The following is a 16,962-nucleotide window of genomic DNA, read 5'->3' as shown; positions in this document are numbered from 1 at the left end:
CCCGGCGGAGCACACACCCGGCAGGCCCATGCCGCCGCCCCTAGACTTGCCCCATGCCCCGGCTCAACGACCAGGTCAGGGAACTGCTCCAGGAGTACGCCGACCTGATCAACATCACCGGCGGGGACGCCTTCCGGGCCCGCGCCTACGAGAAGGCCGCCCGCGCGGTCGGCGGCCACCCCGAGGACCTGGCCGACCTGGACGTCAAGGGCCTGCAGCAGATCCCCGGCGTCGGCAAGTCCACCGCCGAGAAGATCGCCGAGTACCTCGCCACCGGGACCATCCCCGCCCTGGAGGCGCTGCGCGCCGAGATCCCGTCCGGCGTACGGGAGATGATGGCCGTCCCCAGCGTGGGGCCGAAGCGCGCCCTGGCCCTCTACCGCGACCTGGGGATCGCCTCGGTGGACGAACTCGCCGCAGTCGCCCGCGCCGAGAAGCTCGCCGACCTGCCCGGCTTCGGCGAGCGCAGCGGCGAGAAGATCCTGCACGGCATCGATCTGATGCGGCAGTCCGGCGGCCGCACCCTGCTGGACACCGCCACCGAGCTGGCCGAGCAGCTGGTCGCCGCGCTCTCCGCCGTCCCCGGCTGCACCCGCTGCGCGTACGCGGGCTCACTGCGCCGGATGCGCGAGACGGTGGGCGACATCGACGTGCTCGCGACCGCCGAGGACTCCGCCCCGCTGATGGCCGCGCTCACCGAACTCCCGTACGTCGCCGAGGTGATCGGCAGCGGAAGCACCAAGACCTCGGTCCGTACCACCCAGGGCGTACAGGTGGATCTGCGGGTCGTACCGGAGGAGGACTGGGGAGCGGCGCTGGTCTACTTCACCGGTTCGAAGGCGCACAACATCAAGCTGCGCACGATGGCCGTCCGGGCCGGGCTGAAGCTCTCCGAGTACGGGTTGTTCGAGGTGGACGGCGGCGCCAAGGTGGTCTCGGAGACCGAGGACGAGGTGTACGCAGCGCTCGGCCTGCCGTGGATCCCGCCGCCGCTGCGCGAGGACCGGGGCGAGATCGAGGCCGCGCTGGACGGCGGACTCCCGGACCTGGTCCAGGAGTCCGACCTGCGCGGCGACCTGCACACCCACACCGACCTGACGGACGGGCTGGCCACCCTGGAGGAGATGATCGACACCGCCGCCGCCCGCGGCTACTCCTACTTCGCCGTCACCGACCACGCCCCGGACCTGGTGATGCAGCGGATGACGGACGAGAAGATGCTCGCCCAGCGCGAGCAGCTGCGGCAACTCGGCGACCGGCACAAGAAGTTGCGACTGCTGCACGGCACCGAGCTGAACATCGGCCCGGACGGCGGGGTGGACTGGCCGCCCGGGTTCCTGGCCGGCTTCGACGTCTGCGTCGCCTCCGTCCACTCGCACTTCGCCCTGGACCGGGCCGCCCAGACCCGTCGGCTGATCCGCGCCTGCGAGAACCCGTACGTGCACGTCATCGGCCACCTCACCACCCGCCGGATCGGCCGGCGCGGGCCGATCGACGTCGACCTGGACGCGGTGTTCGAGGCCGCCGCGCGCGCCGGCACCGCGATCGAGATCAACAGCTCCCCGCAACGGCTCGACCTGCGCGACGAGGACATCCTGCGGGCCAGGCGGCACGGCGTGCGCTTCGCCGTCGACAGCGACGCGCACGCCACCGGCCACCTCGCCTACCCGCGCTACGGCATCGGCACGGCGCAGCGCGGCTGGCTCACCGCCGAGGACGTGATCAACACCTGGACCTGGCAGAAGCTGAAGCACTTCCTCCGCAAGGACGCGGTGCCCAAGTAGCTCCGGGCCCCCAGTAGCTCCGAGCCCCACGTAGCCCCGAGGCCCGGGTGGCTCCGGGACGCCAGTAGCGCCGGGCCCGAGCGACCCCGGGCCCGCACCCGCGACCGCGCTCGGCGGAAGCCCGCCGAAACGTCACTCCCCGCCCCAGGAGGCACCGGGCGAGGCCAGCACCCGGGCCGCGCCGCGGTGCCCGAGCCCGACCGCGTGCCCGAGGTCCCCGGTGTCCAGGAAGCCGGCCAGGAACCCCGCCGCGAAGGCGTCCCCGGCCCCCGTGAGGTCCCGCACCTCGGCCACCGGCGGCACCGGCACCACGAGCAGCGGCTCACCGGGCACGTCGACGGCGGTCGGCCCGGCGCCCGCCTTGGTGACGACCGTGGTGACCGCCAGCCGGGCGCGCTCCGGCCCGGGCAGACCGTCCACCAGCAACCCGAGGAACTCCGACTCGGAGCGGTCGGCGAACACGAAGGTCGGCGCCAACCCGGCCAGCAGCGCGAGGAACCGCTCCCGGCCGAACCTCTCCAGCATGCCGGTCGAGGAGGCGTCCACCGAGGTGGTGCCGCCCGCCCGCCGGACCCGGGCGAGCGCGTCGACGGCCGTGCTGCCGACCGGCTCGCCGTCGAAGGAGTAGGCCGGCACGTGCAGGTGGGTCAGCCCGGTCAGCCACGCGTCCGGGACCCGCTCCAGCAGCGTGGCGGCGCCCCGGTCGGGCAGCATGGTCCGCTCGCCGTCCTGGTCGATCAGCACCACCACGCTGCCGGTCCGGCCGCGCCGGGAGACCCGTACGTCGACGCCGTGGCCGGTCAGTTCGGCGACGAGCCTGTCCCCGACCGCGTCCGCGCCGACGCAGCCGAGGAAGCGCGCCGGGTACTGCCCGGCGGCGAAGCAGGCGACGTTGGCCGCGCTGCCGCCGCGCCGGCGGAACACCCGGGCGCCGGAGTCGGTGCCGCGGCGCAGCGGGCCGTCGGCCCAGACCACGATGTCCTCGACGAGGTCACCGAGCACCCCCAGCACGGCTCAGGCCCCGGTCTCGGTGGGGACGGCCGAAGCGGTGCCACCGGCGCCGGCGGCCATGCCACCAGCACCACCCGCCGCCAGCGCGGTCGCGATCTCCCCGCCGAGCCGGACGTTGCCCCGGTACACCTCGACGTTGACCTCCAGGCTGCGCCCGCCGGTGTCCCGCCGGATGAAGTCGAGCAGGAACGGCGTGGAGGCCTTGCCGGTGACGCCCTGCCGCTCGGCCTCGGCCCGGGCGCGCGTCAGGATGCCGTCCAGCTCCTCCGGCGGCAGCTGCTTGCCCGGGTCGACCGGGTTGGCGATCAGGACGGCCTGCGGCAGGGCGAGCCGGTCGCGGGCCTCGATGACCCTGGCGGCCTGCTCGGGCGACTCCACACTGAAGTTGATCTCGTGGCCGGAGTCGGTGACGTAGAAGCCCGGGTACTTGCGGGTGCGGTAGCCGATGACCGGGACGTTGTGGGTCTCGAAGCGCTCCAGGGTGGCCCGGATGTCGAGGATGGACTTCACGCCCGCGCTGATCACGGTGACCGGGGTGGCGGCCAGGGTGGTGATGTCGGCCGACTCGTCGAAGCTCTCCGAGGCGCCGAAGTGCACGCCGCCCAGGCCGCCGGTGGCGAAGACCCGGATGCCGGCGCGGTGGGCGAGGAAGGCGGTGGCGGCGACGGTGGTGCCACCGTGCCGGCCGAACGCGGCGACCACCGGGAGGTCGCGCAGGCTCACCTTCTCCAGGCCGTCGGTGGTGGACAGTTCGGTGATCTGCTCGGTGCTCAGCCCGACCGTGGGCACCCCGGCGTGCACCCCGATCGTGGCCGGGACGACGCCCACCGCCCGCAGCCGCTCCTCCGCCTCCAGCGCGACGGCCAGGTTGCGCGGCCTCGGCAGGCCGTGGGTGAAGATGGTCGACTCCAGGGCGACCACCGGCCGGCCGTCGGCGAGGGCCCGGGCGACCTCCTCGGACACCTCGATGGCGGAGGTGGCAGAGGTGGCGGAAGCGGCAGGAACGGCGGGGCGAAGTCCGGTCATGATGCGAACTCTCTGTGAGGATGCCACTACGGCGGAGCAGGATGCCGCTCAGCGTATGGACGGTTCGCACCGGCAGCCAGGGTGCGTCCCCGGGGTCGCACTCGCCGGCCTCGACGAAAGCGGGCCGCCACGCCGCCGGAGGCGCGGCGACGGACGGACGCCATCCCTTGACGCTGGCATGCCACCCCCGGAAGGATTCCCGGATCATCCGACCGGCCCGCGGCACCCGTCCGCGGGCCGCCCGACCCCGGGAACCCGCCTTGGCCCTGCGCCCGTTGCTCCGCCGCGCCGCCGGTCTGGTCGGCGCCGCCGTCCTCACCCTGGCCGGCACCCTCACCGCCGCCGGTCCGGCCCACGCCGACTTCGGCACCGACTACCACGACCCGGTCACCGCCACCAAGCCGCTCACCCGCCCCGACACCCGCTCCTGCACCGTCGAGGTGATGCACGAGCGCGAGTTCCGCAACGGGTACGGCAACCCGCCGGACACCCCGTACACCACCACCCTCACCCCGCCCGCCGACTGCGCCGGCCCCTGGTCGGCGGTGGTCCTGGACCTCCACGGGCAGGTCGCCGGGCGGCAGTTCGACCGCATCTTCAGCGTCCGCGTCGGCGGCGTCCAGGTGCTGCTCTCCTCCACCCCGGAGCCGTCCAAGGACGGCATCGCCTGGAACGTCGAGCACGACGTCACCCGCTACGCCCCGCTCCTCGCGGACGGCCCGCAGGACTTCTCCTTCGACCTCGCCAACGTCACCGACGCCACCTACACGGGCGTCTTCACGATCAGCGCGAGCCTGAGCTTCTACACCGCGGACGAACACTGGCCGGCCGCCCACACCGCCGACCGGCTGCTCACCACCGGCCCGTTCGGGCTCACCCAGGCCGCACCCACCGCCGGACGGGACCTCACCTTCCCGCGGAACCTCGAACGCCTCACCGCCGAGGTCTACGCCCGAGGCGGCGGCGCCTGCGAGGAGTTCGCCTACGCCTCCGCGCCGGACGCCTTCGCCGCCGCCAACCCGGGCACCGGCATCTGCGGCAAGGGCCCGTTCCGCGAGCTGCGGCTCACCGTGGACGGCCGGGTGGCCGGAGCCGTCTGGCCGTACCCGGTGATCTACACCGGCGGCTGGGACCCGCTGCTCTGGCGGCCCGTGCCCGGTGTCTTCGCCTTCGACCTGCCCGCCTACCGGCTCGACCTCACCCCGTACGTCGGACTGCTGCTGGACGGCCGGCCGCACACCGTGGGCGTCACCGTGAACGCCGCCGAGGCGCAGAGCAACGACGTCTGGACCGGCCAGGTCAACCTCTTCGCCGAGACGGACCACGGCGCCGCCCGCACCACCGGACAGCTCACCGACCACCGGGTCGCCCCGGAGGCCACCGTCGCCACCGACCTCGCCGACCACGGCGGCGGCAGCGGCGACTGGACGGTCACCGCCACCCGGAACGACCTCGCCCGGGGCTGGGTGCAGACCTCGCACGGCCGGATCACCACCGAGGTCCGCGACGAACTCGCCTTCCGCTCCACCCAGCGGCTGCGCGACGGCGGCAACGACCTGACGCTGCGCAACGGCACCGATCTCACCCGCACCACCTCCACCTGGGGCGGCGGCCCGCACCGCACCACCACCGTGCACGAGGGCGAACCGCTGGACGTCTCCTACCGGGCGAACCGGGACGCGGCCGGCAACAGCGACCAGAGCACCGCCATGGAACTCGGCTACCACCGCGAGGCCACCGCGGCGACCGGCGGCCACGTCACCGAGCGCTCCACCGTCGACCACACCCTGCGCCCCACCGCCGTGCGGCACGACGGGGACCGCACCGTCCGGACCGGCAGCAGCACCGAGGAGTACCGCAGCACCGGGCCCGAGGGGCCGTACCAGCGGACGCTGAGCTTCGTGGACGGCTGGCCGCGTACCTGAAACCCGCATGACCGAAGCCCGCGCAGCCGAAGCCCGACTGCCCGGGTTGTGAAAATTGCCCGGATTCGTGCCGTACACCCCTGGTGCACGGCTCGTGGGAGGCGCATCATGGGAGATGGACCTGTGAGGCAGCTGAAATAGTTCGACCGCAGGAGGCAGTGGCGACAGATCGAGACGGATCAGGGTCTGCCGCTGGGCACTACCTCGGTCGACGATCGAACTACAGGCCGGAGGACACCACGTCCGGAGGCCACCCCAGTCTCACAGGTTCCACGCGTCCACGGAGCATCCCCTCGGCCCCGTGGACGCGTTCCCGTCCCTTCCCTTCCGTGGTCCCTCCCGTGGCCGTCACCGCGCCCGTGGCCGTTCCTGGGCCCGTGGCCGTTACCGAGCCGCCCAGCCCATCTCCCAGGCGTGCACCGCGATCCCGACCCGGTTCGCCACCCCGAGCTTGCGCTGGATGCTGGCGACGTGGGTCTTCACCGTGCCCGGTGAGATGAACAGCTCCGCGGCGATGTCCGCGTTGGTGCGGCCCGCCGCGACGTGCCCGGCGATCTCCACCTCCCGCTCGGTCAGCGACACCACCGGCGCCGCCTGACGGCGGTCCGGGCGGCGGTCCGGGCGGCGGTCCTGACGGCGCGGCACCGTCACGTGCCGCAGCAGCCGGACGGTGACCGACGGGCTGATCAGGCTCTCCCCGTCCGCGGCCGCCCGTACCGCCTCGGCCAGCAGGGACGGGCCGGAACGCTTCAGCAGGAAGCCGGACGCCCCGTGCCGCAGGGCCGGGTACACGTACTCGTCCAGGTCGAAGGTGGTCAGCACCACCACCCGCACCGGCTCCGCCACCCCCGGGCCGGCCAGCCGCCGGGTCAGCTCCAACCCGTCCATCCGCGGCATCCGGATGTCCACCAGCGCGACGTCCGGCCGCAGTTCGGCCGCCAGCTCCAGCGCGGCCAGCCCGTCCGCCGCCTCGCCCACCACCTCGATGTCCGGCTGGGCCGTCAGGATCCTTCGCACACCGCGCCGGACGGCCTCCTGGTCGTCCGCGATCAGGGTGCGGATCACCCGCCGGCCCTCGCCGTTCACACTCGTCACGCCCAGCAGTGTGGCGCACGGGTGAGCCGCGGGAAAGTTCACGCGGCGGACCGTGCGCGGTTCACCTTCGTCCGGTGGGCTGGCCGCCATGAACGAATCCAGTGGACGTCTCTCCGTCAGCCGCCGCGGCCTCCTGGCCGGTGCGACCGGCGTCGGCCTCGGTGGCGCCGTGTCCCTCTCGGGCCTCTCGGCCACCCCCGCCGCCGCCTCCCCGGTGCTGTGGCAGCGGCCGGGCCGCTCCGGCGCGCCGCGCGTGGCGGGCCTGCACCTCCAGTTCGGTTCGGACGCCTCGCGCGAGGTGGTGGTCTCCTGGCACACCACCAGCTCGGTCGGCAACCCCCGCGTGATGTACGGGACTTCGAACAACGGCTTCGGCCGGACGGTCCAGGCCGCGACCCGCACCTACCGGGACGCCGCCTCCGGCACCGAGGTCCGGGTGCACCACGCCCGGCTGACCGGCCTGCACGCCGACACGGACTACGTCTACGCCGCCGTCCACGACGGCGCCACCCCCGAGCTCGGCACCGTCCGCACCGCCCCGCGCGGCCGCTCCGCCTTCACCTTCACCAGCTTCGGCGACCAGGGCACCCCCACCCTGGGCAAGAAGACCGCCAACGGCTACGTGAACGACAACCTCGGCAGCCCCGCCGCCGGCGACACCACCGCCGGGGTCGAGCGGATCGCCCCGCTGTTCCACCTGCTCAACGGCGACCTCTGCTACGCGAACATCGCCACCGACCGGGTCCGCACCTGGTCCGACTGGTTCGAGAACAACAGCCGCTCGGCCCGCCACCGCCCCTGGATGCCGGCGGCCGGCAACCACGAGAACGAGAAGGGCAACGGCCCGATCGGCTTCGGCGCCTACCAGGCGTACTTCGAGCTGCCGGACGCCCGCTCCGACGCCGAGACGGCCGGCCTCTGGTACTCGTTCACGGCCGGCTCGGTGCGCGTGATCAGCCTCAACAACGACGACGTGGCCTACCAGGACGGCGGCAACAGCTACGTCCACGGCTACTCCGGCGGCGCCCAGCAGCGCTGGCTGGAAAGGGAGTTGATCGTGGCCAACGCCGACCCGGAGATCGACTGGATCGTGGTCTGCATGCACCAGGTGGTGATCTCCACCGCCGACAAGTTCAACGGCGCCGACCTCGGGATCCGCGAGTCCTGGGTGCCGCTGTTCGACAAGTACGGCGTGGACCTGGTGGTCTGCGGCCACGAGCACCACTACGAGCGCTCGCACCCGATCCGCGGCCAGCAGCCGACCGACACCCGCACGCCGATCCCGGTCTCCACCGACACCCGGACCATCGACACCACCAAGGGCACCGTCCACATGGTCATCGGCGGCGGCGGCACCTCCGCCCCGTCCAACCAGCTCTTCTTCGACCCGCCCAAGGCCCGGGTGATCACCGGCGTCGGCGCCGTCGACCCGGCCACCGGCAAGCGCCCGCCGGTGTACGTGATCGAGGACGCCCCCTGGTCCGCCTTCCGGGACGCCGACAACCCGTACGGCTTCGCGTCCTTCGACGTCGACCCGGGCGGCCACAACGGGCAGACCACCATCGGCGTCACCTACTACTCCGTCAGCGGCCCGTACGGGGACCTCGTCCCGGTCGACCGCTTCACCCTGACCCGCCCGCGCGGCACCCGCGGCGGCGGCCGGGGCCACTGACCCACCGCACCCGCCCCCGAGGCACGCCTCAGCGTCCCGGCAGGGAGCAGCTGACCCGCCAGCCCGCGGGCGTGCCCGGGCCGGCGGTCACCGAGCCCCCGTGGGCGGCGGCGCGGGCGGCGAGTCCGGCCAGGCCGGTGCCGCCGGCGCCGGGGCGGCGGCGCAGCAGCGGCCTGTGGGCGGGGCCGCCGCCGTCGGTGACGGTCAGCTCGACGGCGCCGTCCGGGCCGGGGGCTACCCGGACGGTGACCTCGGTGGCCTGCGGGGCGTGCCGGCGGATGTTGGTGAGGGCCTCCAGGACCACGGCGTACGCGGTCGCCTCGGCCTCGGCGGACAGCCGGCCGGCGGTGTCGGGTGCCAGGTCGGCGGTGGCCCGCAGGGCGCCGGTGGCTCCGGTGGCTCCGAAGCGGGCGACCAGCTCGGGGAGGTCGGTCAGGCCCAGCCGGCGGGTGGTCGCCACCGAGGAGCGCTCCCCCTGCCCCGGCCCGCCGCCCCCGCCGTCGGGCTCGCGCAGGGCGCCGACCATCTCGTCCATCGAGTCCAGCGCCCGCAGCCCGGCCTCCTCCAGTCGGCGCAGCAGCTCGGTGGTCTCCTCCGGTTCCTGGCCGGGGAGTTGGCCGGCCTGGGCCTCCAGCACGATGCCGGTGATCTCGTGCGCGACGAAGTCGTGCAGCCCCCGGGCCACCTCCAGGCGCTGCTCGCGCCGTGCCCGGGCGACGGCACGCTCCCGGCGGGCGTCCAGGACCCGCAGGTAGAGGGCCGCCGCCGCGACACCGAGCAGCGGCAGCAGCGAGAGCAGCACCCCGACCACCGGCCCGGCCGCGCCGCCCTGCGGCGTGCGCAGGGCGAACCGCAGCGGCAGCAGCACGGCCGCGAGCCCGACCAGGCCGCCGACCGGGCCGGCCCAGCGGTCGGGCAGTCGGCGGACGGCCCTGAAGAGCAGCCCGAGCAGGGCGAGCCACTCGAAGGGCAGCCAGAACGCGGGCAGCCGGTACGGCCCCGGGTAGACCACGTCGACCAGCAGCGAGACCGCGGCCACCACCGCGGCGGCCGGACCGAGGGTGATCCGCCCGGCCGGCCACGGCAGCAGCGCCGCCACCGCGGCGAGCACCGCCGTCAGGGCGAGCAGCGCGGCCGCTCCCCGGGCACCGGGCTGCGCCAGCAGGACGGGCGGCAGCAGGACGAGCGCGGAGACGGCGGCGAGCGGTCGGCGGATCCGGGCCGGCCGCGGCCGCACGGGGTCGGTGGCCTCGGAGCGGGCGAAGGGAGAGTCGGTGCGCACCCGGCCGAGCCTAAGGGCAGCTCTCCCGGGGGAGGCGGGCTCCTCCTCCGGAGGGAGCGGTCCGCCGCCAACTCCCCTCCGCAGCGGGAGGTCCGGCCGGTCGGGCGGGAGCAGGATCGGTGGCGCCGGAACAACGGCGCGGAACCAGCCGCGCCGGAACGCCCGCACCGAAGGGGAAACGAACCGCCATGAACCGCCGTCTTGCCACCACCGCCGTCTCGCTGCTCCTCCTGGCCGCGACGGCCGCCACCGCCGCACCGGCCGCCGTCGCCGCGACGACCCCCGCCGCACCGCCATCGACTGCGGAACCGGCCGCCGCCGCGAGCGACTTCGGGCCGGTCAGCGTGCGCGGCACCGGCAACACCGTCCTCACCGCCTCGTTCCACGGCTTCGAGGGCGACCCGGTGCAGATCTCGGTGGACGCCCGCGCCACCACCAACACCGACCCGCGCAGCACCGCGGGCCACTTCCACGTCCGCCACGTGCACACCGACGGCCGGCTGGTCGCCGACTTCGAGGGCGACATCACCTGCCTGGCCGTCGGCGGTCGGGAGGCGATCGCCACCGGGGTGGTCACCAAGGGCGAGGCTCCGTGGTTCCCGGGCCTGGAGCTGACCGGCCAGAAGGTCGCGCTCTCGATGGAGGACAACGGACGGCGCGGGGACCGGATGGGCTGGGTCTGGGGCGTGTTCGGCCAGCCGGTCTCGGACTGCCAGGGCACGGTACCGTTCATCCGCACGACCGGTGGCGACTTCTCCGTGCGCGGCTGACACCCGGCCGACCGGGCCTGCCAGGGCCTCTCGGATCCGACCGGGGCCGACGGGGGCCGCGCGCCACCGTCCGAGCACCCGCAGACCTGGAGGCACCGTTGTCCCTCGACCGCCCGACCGCCCCGTCACGCGCGGGAGCGGTGCTCAACGACCGCACAGGGGACGGCCGTTGAGCACCGCTCCCGACCGGCGACCGCCCGACTACGCCCGACTCGCGGCCGTCGGGCCGTACTTCGCACTGGACACCTCGCCGGACGGACGGCCGCCCGAGGGCTTCCGGCCGCTGGCCGAGCTGTACGGCACCGGGCCCGACGCGCCCTTGGCGGCGCGGCTGCCGGTGGTGGCACGGCGGCTCGGCACGGGCGAACCGCGGGTCGCCGCCTCGATCCTGCACCTGGGGCTGGCCGCCCGCTTCTGGTCGGTGGGGCTGGGCTCGGCCGTGCTGCTGGGTACGGTCCCGACGTTGGAGGACGCCTGGGTACGGATCCCGGACCAGGGCCCGCTCGACCTGTGGATCCCGCCGGAGCCCGCCCGGCCCGGCGACGGGCCGATCGGCGGACCGACCGAAGAACCGACCCCTGGGACGCTCGCCGACCGACTCCACGAGGCCGTTCTGCTCGGCCAGTTGGAGCCGCTGGCGGCGGCCGTCCGGGCCTTCGCCCCGCTCCCCCCGCGCCTGCTGCTGGGCAACGCCGCGTCCGCGCTGGCCGGGACACTGCGGGTGCTGGACGCCCACGCACCGGTCGCCGCACGGGCGTTGGCGGCGGAGCTGCTGGAACGTCCGCCGCTGGCCGGCGCGGGCACCCTGCGCACCGGGCCGCGCGGCACGGCGTTCCGGCGGAACAGCTGCTGCCTCTACTACCGGGTCGGACCGGGCGCCGGGCTCTGCGGGGACTGCTGCTTCAGCACGCCGCCCGGGCGCGGGAAGCGGAACGACTAATACCTTCACAAATGAAGGTCATACCGGACCCGGGGGCCGCACCGGTCAGCCCGCACCGGTCGGCACCGGTCAGCCGGCCCCCTCAGCCCCGCACCACCGTCCAGTTCGGTGAGTACCGCGTCGACGGCGGCGGCGACCTGCCGGGCGCACCGCCGGACGGCGGCGAGCCCGGGGGCGGCGGGCAGGGTGGCGCTGGACGCGCTGGTCATCGGGGGCTCCGGCGGCGGTGAGGGTTCCGGGACGGCGGTACGGCCCCCGGCTCAGCCGTCGTCCGCCAACTCCAGGTGGCGCCGGACCAGATGGTGCACACAGGCCACCGCGTGCGCCTCGGCGGCGGCCCGGGCGCCGGCCGCGTCGCCGGCCAGCACGGCGACCAGGATCTCCCGGTGCTGCTCGGCGAACCGCTCCTGGTCCGGCCCGTACGGGGCGGGCAGCCAGAGCAGCGGGCCGAGCTCGGCCTGCAGCCGGACGGCGAGCTGGGTGAGCCGCACCGACTGGGCGGCGACGGCGAGTTCGATGTGGAAGCGGGCGTCGGCCCGGCGCTGCTCGGCGGGCCCGGCGGCGTCCCGCAGGTCGTGCACCAGCCGGGTCAGCCTGGGGCCGAGGTCCGCCGGGGCGCGTTCGGCGGCGAGTCGGGCGGAGGTGCCGAAGACGGCCAGCTCCTCGTCGCCGAGGTCGCGCAGGTCGACGGTGGCGAGGTCGCGCAGCCGGGCGAGCTGGAGGTGCTGGGAGCCCTCGACGGGGGTGCGGACGAAGCTGCCGCCGTTGCGGCCGCGCCGGGTCTCGATCAGTCCGGCCTCGCGAAGCAGCGCGAGGGCCTCGCGGACGGTGCCGTTGGCGACGCCGAGTTGGTCGGCCAGGTCGTTCTCGCTGGGCAGTTGGTCCCCGTCGGCGACCAGCCCGAGGGCGATCGCCTCGGTGATCCGGCGGGCCACCGCGTCGGCGCGCCCGAGGTCGGCGAGCGGCGCGAGGACGGCGCTGAGCAGCGGGGTCGCACTGCCGATGATCGTCATGCCTGCCCCTCCTCGTTCACCGCCGCCGAGCCGCCACCAAGCCGCCGCCCGGTCGTCACCGGGCACGTCGCCCGGCTCGCCACCTGGTCACTGCCGAGTCGCCGCCGGTTCACCGTCCGACCGGATGTTTCCCGCAGGGTACCTCCCGGTCGAGCGCGCACTCTTGCCGCTAGAAACCCAATCTCGTATGTTTTCCCGCAACCTCGGCCCGCACAGCACCCCGCACCCCCGTAGCGCTCCCCACGCATCACGACACGTTCCCAGGAGCAGGTCATGACCGATGCCCGTGCCCGTGCCACCCTCCACTCCCCTGACCCGGACGCCGAACGGCTGGCCGCCCTCGGCTACACCTCCGAGTTCAAGCGCGACATGAGCCTCTGGGCGAACTTCTCGCTCGGCTTCACCTACCTCTCCCCCGTCGTCGGGGTGTACACACTCTTCGCCTCCTCGCTCCGGACCGCCGGGCCGCCGATGGTCTGGAGCTTCCTGATCGCGGGCCTCGGCCAGCTGCTGGTGGCCCTGGTGTTCAGCGAGGTGGTCGCCCAGTTCCCGGTGGCCGGCGGGGTGTACCCGTGGGCGCGCCGGCTCTGGGGCCGCACCTGGGGCTGGCTGACCGGCTGGGTCTACCTGCTGGCGCTGATGTCCACCATCGCGGCGGTCTCCTACGGCGCCGGCCCCTACGTGGCCGTCCTGCTGGGCGTCGAGCCGAGCACCGCGACGACCGTCTGGTGCGCGCTCGGCCTGCTGGCCCTCGCCACCGTGATCAACCTCAAGGGCACCCGGGTGCTGTCGGCTGCGGCGATGATCGGCTTCGCCGCCGAGCTGCTCGGCGCCCTGGCGGTCGGCGCCTGGCTGCTGCTGACCCACCGCTACCACGGCCTCGGCGTGGTCTTCGACCGCTTCGGCGCGGGCGGCGACGGCGACTACGCCGACGCCTTCCTGGCCGCCGGGCTGATCGCGGTCTTCCTCTTCTTCGGCTTCGAGGCCTGCGGCGACGTCGCCGAGGAGGTGCCCAACCCGGGTCGACAGATCCCCAAGTCGATGCGGCGCACCATCTACGTCGGCGGCGCGGCCGCGATCGGCGTCAGCCTGGCCCTGGTGATGTCGATCCGGGACATCGGGGCGGTGGTCTCCGGCGACGACACGGACCCGGTGGCCACGGTGCTGCACGAGGCCTTCGGCGCGGCCGGCGCCCGGGTGGTGATCGGCGTGGTGCTGATCTCCTTCCTGTCCTGCGTGCTGAGCCTCCAGGCGGCGGCGAGCCGACTCACGTACTCCTTCGCCCGGGACCGGATGATCGTGGGCAGCCGGCTGCTGGCCACGGTCTCGGACCGGCTGCGGGTGCCGCCGTACGCGCTGCTGCTCGCCGCGGCGCTGCCCGGCGTGATCATCGTGGGTGCCTCGGCGCTCTCCGAGGGCGCCCTCACGAAGATCATCTCCTTCTCCAGCATCGGCATCTACCTGGCCTTCCAGATGGTGGTGCTGGCCGCCCTGCGGGCCCGGCTGCGCGGCTGGCGCCCGAGCGGGGACTTCCGGCTCGGCCGCTGGGGCCTGGCGGTGAACGTCGGCGCGCTGGTCTACGGCGTCGCCGCGATCGTCAACATCTGCTGGGGCCGCACCCCCGACGCCGCCTGGTACGACAACTACCTGGTACTGCTCTCGGCGGTGGTGGTGCTCGCGGCCGGCGGCCTCTACCTGCTGCTGGCCCGCCCGCACCTGCGTGGCGACGCCCCCTCGGGCGACGCCACGGCCGCGGACGGCGCGACGGCCACCGCCGGAGCGACCGGGGGCCGGACGTGACCGGGCTCCCGCTGGACGGCGTCCTGGTCGCCGACTTCGGCCGGGTCCTCGCCGCGCCGTACCTGACCATGCTGCTGGCCGACCTCGGCGCCGACGTGATCAAGGTCGAGCAGCCCGGCACCGGCGACGACACCCGCGCGTGGGGCCCGCCGCACGCCCAGGGCGAGGCCACCTACTTCCTCTCCGTCAACCGCAACAAGCGCTCCCTCGCCCTCGACCTGCGCGACCCGGCCGACCACGCCCGCGCCGTCGAACTCGTCCGCCGCGCCGACGTGCTGGTGGAGAACTTCCGCCCCGGCACGATGGCCCGCCACGGCCTCGGCCCGGACCGCGCCCAGGCCCTCAACCCGCGCCTGGTCTACTGCTCGATCACCGGCTTCGGTTCCGGCAGGGGCGCCGAACTGCCCGGCTACGACCTGCTGGTGCAGGCGGTCGGCGGCCTGATGTCGGTGACCGGGCCGGCCCCCGGCGAGCCGGTGAAGACCGGCGTCGCGATGGTGGACGTGCTGACCGGGCTGCACGCGGCGGTCGGCGTGCTGGCCGCGCTGCGCGAGCGCGAGAGCACCGGCCGGGGCCAGCTGGTGGAGCTGAACCTGCTCTCCACGCTGCTCTCCGGCCTGGTCAACCAGTCCGCCGGCTACACGCTGGCCGGCGCCGTGCCGGGCATCCTCGGCAACCGCCACCCGTCCATCGCCCCGTACGAGGTGTTCACCGCCGCCGACCGCCCGCTGGTCGTCGCGGTCGGCAACGACCGGCAGTTCGCCGCGCTCTGCCAGGGCGTGGGCGCCCCCGAACTGGCCGACGACCCGAGCTTCGCCACCAACTCCGACCGGGTCGCGCACGTGACCGCGCTGGCCCGCGAGCTCACCGCCAGGCTCGAACGCCGCACCGCCGCCGAGTGGTTCGCCGTGCTCACCCCGCTCGGCGTGCCCTGCGGCCCGGTCAACGACCTGGCCGAGGCCTTCGACCTCGCCGACTCACTCGGCCTGCACCCCCGGGCGCCGCTGCCCGGCCCGGACGGACGGCCGCTGGACCTGGTCGCCAACCCGATCGGCCTCTCCCGCACCCCGCCCCGCTACCAGCTGCCCCCGCCCCGGCTCGGCGAGCACACCGCCGAGCTGGCCGCCTGGCTGGACGCCCCGTACGACGCGCCCGCGCACGACGGGCCCACGCACGACAAGGACCACCCATGAGCACCCCGCACAGCACCGGCACCGCCCTGGCCGACCCGCTCGACCTGATCGACTTCGCTACCCTGCTCACCGACGAGGAGCGCGAGATCCACACGCTGGTGGTCGGCCAGGCGCTCACCGGGCAGGCCGCCTACCGGTAGAACCCGCCCCAACCGGGCACCCGTTCGGCCGCCCGGTCGACGGAACCCGTCCGGGCACGTGCCGAGGCCCGCGTCCGGCTTGTCCAGAGCCGGGCGCGGGCCTCCGATCCCCACCTTCGGTGCCGATGCCCGTGGCACCGGGTGAAGCTCCTCCGAGGGGCGCGGTCAGACCGCGACCGCCTCCTCCATCTCCTCCTCGGCCTCCTGCGGCGTCTCCACCGGACGGCGCCCTCGGCCCTCGTACATCGCCGCGGCCACCACGGCCGCCCCGCCGAGCAGCAGCCAGACCAGCAGGGTCACGACGTTCCCGCCGAGGCCCGCGCCGCCGTCGAAGTACAGGACGCTGCGCGCGCCCTCCAGGAAGCCGGCGCCCGTCCAGAAGCCGTGCAGGCCGCCGAAGAACCCGTTCTGCAGCTCGGGCCGGTAGATGCCGCCGGAGGAGGTGAAGTTCAGCATCACGAAGAGCACCATGATGACCAGCGTGGTCCACTTCCGCAGGAAGCTGTGCAGACCGATGCCGATCAGCACGATGCCCGCCGAGTAGAGCCAGCCCAGCGCCCAGACCGCCGCGAGGTCGTGGTCGACCACGTGGAAGACCGGCCCGGCGGTGACGATCCCGATCACACTGACCGCCAGCGAGACCGCCAACCCGACCAGCGCCCGGACCTTCATGCTCAGCCCGGCGCCGGCGGCACCGATCACCGCGACGCTGGCGTAGGAGCCTATGCTCAGCGCGACCAGCAGGAAGAACAGGCCCTGTCCGGTCGGGTCGCCCTCGGCCGGGGTGGTCAGGTCGGTGACGTGCAGCGGTACGCCCTGCCGGTCGGTGACGTTGGTGAACACCGCCGTGGCGGCCACCACCGAGGTCTCCGAGTTCCCCTTGGCGACGATCAGTTCGGGGTTCCTGGCGTCCGGTACGAAGGCGCCCACCAGGTCCCGGTCGCGCAGCTGCTGCTCGGCGGCGGCCCGGTCGGCCACGGTGCGGACGTCGAGCGCATCCCCGGCCTTGCCCTGGATCGCCTGCGCCAGGCCCTGCGCCTGCTGGGTGGTGCCGACCACGGCCACCTTGAGGTGGTGCGGCTCGGGCTGGTGGAAGGCGCCCAGGTAGGCGAGTGCCATGCCCAGGCACATCAGCAGCGGGGTGATCAGGTGGATGGCCAGGTGCTTGAGCGAGTGCCCCAGGGTGGGCGCTGCGGCGGGGTTCCGGGGTGTGCTCATGGCGTTCGTACCGTCCTCCGGTGGTGTCTCTCGATGGCAGAAGGTGGCAAATGCAACCAATATGGGTGGTGAATGCAACCAACTATCGATGTA

General features: G+C 74.3%; 14 protein-coding genes. 8 read left to right on the top strand and 6 right to left on the bottom strand.

Features of this window, described 5'->3' with window-relative positions:
- Positions 1-53: 53 nt before the first annotated feature.
- Positions 54-1,784, top strand: coding sequence for a DNA polymerase/3'-5' exonuclease PolX (polX, locus tag ACGF0D_RS18920; RefSeq protein WP_392917585.1), 1,731 nt, complete (start codon positions 54-56; stop codon positions 1,782-1,784).
- 132 nt (positions 1,785-1,916) lie between these two features.
- Here polX and ACGF0D_RS18915 read toward each other — a convergent pair whose 3' ends face one another.
- Positions 1,917-2,795: a carbohydrate kinase family protein gene (locus ACGF0D_RS18915; protein ID WP_392917582.1), complete on the bottom strand. Its 879-nt coding sequence runs from the start codon at positions 2,793-2,795 to the stop codon at positions 1,917-1,919.
- 3 nt (positions 2,796-2,798) lie between these two features.
- Entirely contained in the window at positions 2,799-3,821 is a 1,023-nt protein-coding gene (locus ACGF0D_RS18910; protein ID WP_392917579.1) for a pseudouridine-5'-phosphate glycosidase, read from the bottom strand.
- A gap of 260 nt (positions 3,822-4,081) precedes the next feature.
- Between ACGF0D_RS18910 and ACGF0D_RS18905 the strand changes: the two genes are divergently transcribed.
- Positions 4,082-5,746, top strand: coding sequence for a peptide-N4-asparagine amidase (locus ACGF0D_RS18905; protein WP_392917576.1), 1,665 nt, complete (start codon positions 4,082-4,084; stop codon positions 5,744-5,746).
- A gap of 384 nt (positions 5,747-6,130) precedes the next feature.
- On the opposite strand, the gene ACGF0D_RS18900 is transcribed toward ACGF0D_RS18905, so the two are convergent.
- Positions 6,131-6,841, bottom strand: coding sequence for a response regulator (locus tag ACGF0D_RS18900; protein ID WP_392917573.1), 711 nt, complete (start codon positions 6,839-6,841; stop codon positions 6,131-6,133).
- 88 nt (positions 6,842-6,929) lie between these two features.
- Between ACGF0D_RS18900 and ACGF0D_RS18895 the strand changes: the two genes are divergently transcribed.
- Complete coding sequence (locus tag ACGF0D_RS18895) at positions 6,930-8,513, top strand: purple acid phosphatase family protein (RefSeq protein WP_392917570.1); 1,584 nt, start codon at positions 6,930-6,932, stop codon at positions 8,511-8,513.
- A 28-nt stretch (positions 8,514-8,541) separates the two neighbouring features.
- On the opposite strand, the gene ACGF0D_RS18890 is transcribed toward ACGF0D_RS18895, so the two are convergent.
- Entirely contained in the window at positions 8,542-9,795 is a 1,254-nt protein-coding gene (locus ACGF0D_RS18890; protein ID WP_392917567.1) for a sensor histidine kinase, read from the bottom strand.
- Between the two features lie 188 nt (positions 9,796-9,983).
- Between ACGF0D_RS18890 and ACGF0D_RS18885 the strand changes: the two genes are divergently transcribed.
- Together ACGF0D_RS18885 and ACGF0D_RS18880 are read left to right on the top strand one after the other, a co-directional pair.
- Positions 9,984-10,565: a hypothetical protein gene (locus ACGF0D_RS18885; protein WP_392917564.1), complete on the top strand. Its 582-nt coding sequence runs from the start codon at positions 9,984-9,986 to the stop codon at positions 10,563-10,565.
- A 169-nt stretch (positions 10,566-10,734) separates the two neighbouring features.
- The gene (locus ACGF0D_RS18880; protein WP_392917561.1) at positions 10,735-11,505 is read left to right on the top strand and encodes a (2Fe-2S)-binding protein; all 771 of its coding nucleotides are present in this window, start codon (positions 10,735-10,737) and stop codon (positions 11,503-11,505) included.
- 260 nt (positions 11,506-11,765) lie between these two features.
- Here the strand turns inward: ACGF0D_RS18880 and ACGF0D_RS18875 are convergent, their stop codons facing one another.
- Positions 11,766-12,518 carry a FadR/GntR family transcriptional regulator gene (locus ACGF0D_RS18875; protein WP_392917559.1) on the bottom strand — a complete coding sequence of 251 codons (753 nt, stop codon included), beginning with the start codon at positions 12,516-12,518 and terminating at the stop codon, positions 11,766-11,768.
- A 273-nt stretch (positions 12,519-12,791) separates the two neighbouring features.
- Here ACGF0D_RS18875 and ACGF0D_RS18870 point away from each other — a divergent pair, with 273 nt between their 5' ends.
- Genes ACGF0D_RS18870 through ACGF0D_RS18860 form a run of 3 tightly spaced genes read left to right on the top strand, consistent with a single transcriptional unit; the run spans position 12,792 to position 15,651 of the window.
- Positions 12,792-14,318, top strand: coding sequence for an APC family permease (locus ACGF0D_RS18870; RefSeq protein WP_392917556.1), 1,527 nt, complete (start codon positions 12,792-12,794; stop codon positions 14,316-14,318).
- On the top strand, positions 14,315-15,511 hold the full coding sequence (locus ACGF0D_RS18865; protein WP_392917553.1) for a CaiB/BaiF CoA transferase family protein: 1,197 nt from the start codon (positions 14,315-14,317) through the stop codon (positions 15,509-15,511). The genes ACGF0D_RS18870 and ACGF0D_RS18865 overlap by 4 nt, the downstream gene beginning before the upstream one ends.
- The gene (locus ACGF0D_RS18860) at positions 15,508-15,651 is read left to right on the top strand and encodes a hypothetical protein (RefSeq protein WP_392870257.1); all 144 of its coding nucleotides are present in this window, start codon (positions 15,508-15,510) and stop codon (positions 15,649-15,651) included. The genes ACGF0D_RS18865 and ACGF0D_RS18860 overlap by 4 nt, the downstream gene beginning before the upstream one ends.
- A gap of 165 nt (positions 15,652-15,816) precedes the next feature.
- Here the strand turns inward: ACGF0D_RS18860 and ACGF0D_RS18855 are convergent, their stop codons facing one another.
- The gene (locus ACGF0D_RS18855) at positions 15,817-16,869 is read right to left on the bottom strand and encodes a hypothetical protein (RefSeq protein WP_392917550.1); all 1,053 of its coding nucleotides are present in this window, start codon (positions 16,867-16,869) and stop codon (positions 15,817-15,819) included.
- Between the last annotated feature and the right edge of the window lie 93 nt (positions 16,870-16,962).

Origin of the sequence: Kitasatospora sp. NPDC048298, assembly GCF_043201465.1 — a bacterium.
Lineage (GTDB): Bacteria > Actinomycetota > Actinomycetes > Streptomycetales > Streptomycetaceae > Kitasatospora.
Note: the sequence above shows the minus strand (reverse complement) of the source record. Positions and strands in the feature narration are given on the sequence as shown.